The 937-nt window shown below is 57.5% G+C and carries 1 pseudogene; it reads left to right on the top strand.

Features of this window, described 5'->3' with window-relative positions:
- Window positions 1-262: 262 nt before the first annotated feature.
- Window positions 263-937: pseudogene (locus tag A3754_RS21490) on the top strand (2-isopropylmalate synthase); the annotation flags it as partial.

Below are 937 nucleotides of genomic sequence, written 5' to 3'. Positions count from 1 at the left end.
ATCTTGCTCATAAGGCCGAAAATGGGTGAAGAAAGCAAGCACATTGCGCGTCCTGCGCCGTAAAGTATCTCTCGTAGGGCGATGACGCAGACAGCCACAAGCCGGATGCCTCTCTTGACCGCTACCGGTGCCTATCGGCGCCTTGATCGAGACCCGAGATCACACATGGAGTTGTTAGCCGCCAAGCAGTAACCCTGGGAGCGTCGGTTAGTAATTCAGCCTGGGGGGCAGCTTCTGCCCCTTTTTACTTTGAGGATTCGACATGAGCTTTGATCACACCAAGTACCAGCCATTTCCTGTTATCGACAAGCCCGACCGTCGCTGGCCCAACCAGCGTATCGAGAAAGCCCCGCTGTGGGCGGCGGTAGACCTGCGCGATGGCAATCAGGCGCTGATCAAACCCATGTCCGTGGCCCAGAAACGCCAGTTCTTCCAGATGTTGGTGGAGCTGGGCTTCAAGGAAATCGAGGTGGGCTTTCCCTCCGCCAGCCAGATTGATTTTGATTTCTGCCGGGCACTGATCGAGGAAGATCTGGTGCCCGACGATGTGCATATCCAGGTGCTTACCCAGGCCCGCGAGGAATTGATTGCGCGGACCTTCGAGTCCCTGAAAGGGGCAAAGAACGCCATCGTGCATATCTACAACGCCACCTCGCCCACGTTCCGTGAGCAGGTGTTCAACGTGGACAAGGCCGGTTGCAAGGCCATTGCCGTGCGTGCCGCTGAATGGGTGCGCGATTGCGCGGCCAAACAGCCGGAAACCCACTGGAGCTTCCAGTATTCTCCGGAAACCTTCAGTGCCACCGAAACCGATTTCGCCATCGAAGTCATCGATGCGGTGAACAACGTGTGGCGTCCGGATCAGGGCCAGCGGGTGATCATCAACCTGCCNGCCACCGTGGAAGTGAGTACTCCCAATGTGTTCGCCGACCAGGTT

It is taken from the genome of Alcanivorax sp. HI0083 (assembly GCF_001635175.1).
The sequence above is the reverse complement of the archived record's forward strand: the minus strand, read 5'-3'. Positions and strand labels throughout refer to the sequence as shown.